The organism is Helicobacter pylori SA213A, from assembly GCF_000476275.1.
GTDB classification, from domain to species: Bacteria; Campylobacterota; Campylobacteria; order Campylobacterales; family Helicobacteraceae; genus Helicobacter; species Helicobacter pylori_CL.
Genome location: NZ_CBOM010000052.1, coordinates 1 through 1,235, shown reverse-complemented (window position 1 = coordinate 1,235; position 1,235 = coordinate 1). Strand labels below are relative to the sequence as shown.

1 protein-coding gene and 1 pseudogene are annotated in these 1,235 nt (G+C 37.7%); both read left to right on the top strand.

Translation table 11 applies throughout. The annotated features are described in order from the left end of the window. Nucleotides 1–75: pseudogene (locus tag QT74_RS08605) on the top strand (type II toxin-antitoxin system YafQ family toxin); the annotation flags it as partial. A 308-nt stretch (nt 76–383) separates the two neighbouring features. Beyond that, the gene (locus tag QT74_RS08815; RefSeq protein WP_267864636.1) at nt 384–506 is read left to right on the top strand and encodes a hypothetical protein; all 123 of its coding nucleotides are present in this window, start codon (nt 384–386) and stop codon (nt 504–506) included. The last annotated feature ends 729 nt before the right edge of the window (nt 507–1,235 follow it).

Genomic DNA, 1,235 nt, shown 5'->3' with positions numbered 1-1,235 from the left:
GTTTTGCTTGTGTATAGAGTGAAAGGCAATGTTTTAACTTTGGTTAGGCTTGGCAGTCATAGCGAATTGTTTTAGACAAATTTCTTTCTAAAATCGCCTAGAATGAATTTTAAATTCTAATCTAATATAATCATCGGTTTTCACTCAAAACGATGAAATAGGGCTGTTTTTAGCTCATTATTTGGGTATTTTGTTTTTAGTTGGAAGTTAGAATTCAAAATTCAAAAAACTTCATTTCCCTTTTAGTTGCTTGCTAGTTAGCCAATCTCACTAGTTTAGCATCTAAAAGCGCATATAACTTCGGCTTACAATCTAACCCATACTAAACCCTACTAAAACCGCCTAGCGAGCGTTAGCGAGCAAAATGAGCGGTTTTAGACCGATTGTTTGCTGACAAGCAAACACCAACAAGCGAAGCCTTAGCGAGCATGGACAAAAGCGCATCGCAGTTTGAAAGCGTAGGCGTTAGCCGAAGCTGTTTTGCGTCAGCAAATCAAACAAGATAGCGCAAACCTGGCGTTAGACTAAAAAAACCACTAAAAACTAAAAACCCAAAATATGTAGCGCGTCATGCGCGTTGTTTTTATTTACATGTTTTAAACAGCATGCTGTTTTTTACATGTTTTACTCGCATGCGCGCGCGTGAGGGATTGGGGGTTGGAATAGCCTAAATAACGAAGCTGTAGGGTTTCTCATTTTTGGGGTGAAAATGAATAAATGGGTAGTTCTTGTTACTGATAAGGGTAGTTCTTGTTACTGATAAGGGTAGTTCTTGTTACTGATAAGGGTAGTTCTTGTTACTTTAACTGAAAAATCTCTCATTTTTCACTTAAAAATAAGAAAAATAGGTAATTTTTTGCGGTAACATGAGCGGTTTTTGACAACAATATGGGTAGTTATAAGAAAATATACCTACAATTAACCATTTTGAGCTACAATAACAGCGTGCTGATAGTTTCACAAGTGCGGTATTTCCTATGTGCGACAAAATTTGGAGCAATTGGCTTGACTTGGTTGAGTTAGTGGGTTGGAGGATAGAGAGGGCGACACCTCGTTAGGAGGTATCGTACCATGAAGCTATTATTCATGTTAGTACTAGTGCTTGTAATTCTCGCACCTTTACTTCACTAGGTTTATTAAAAGCTAACCCCTTGTTTATGGGGGTTAGCTCGTTAATAGACATACTAGCATGACTTGCACTATTATACCGAAATAAGGGGCATATAGTGGAATTT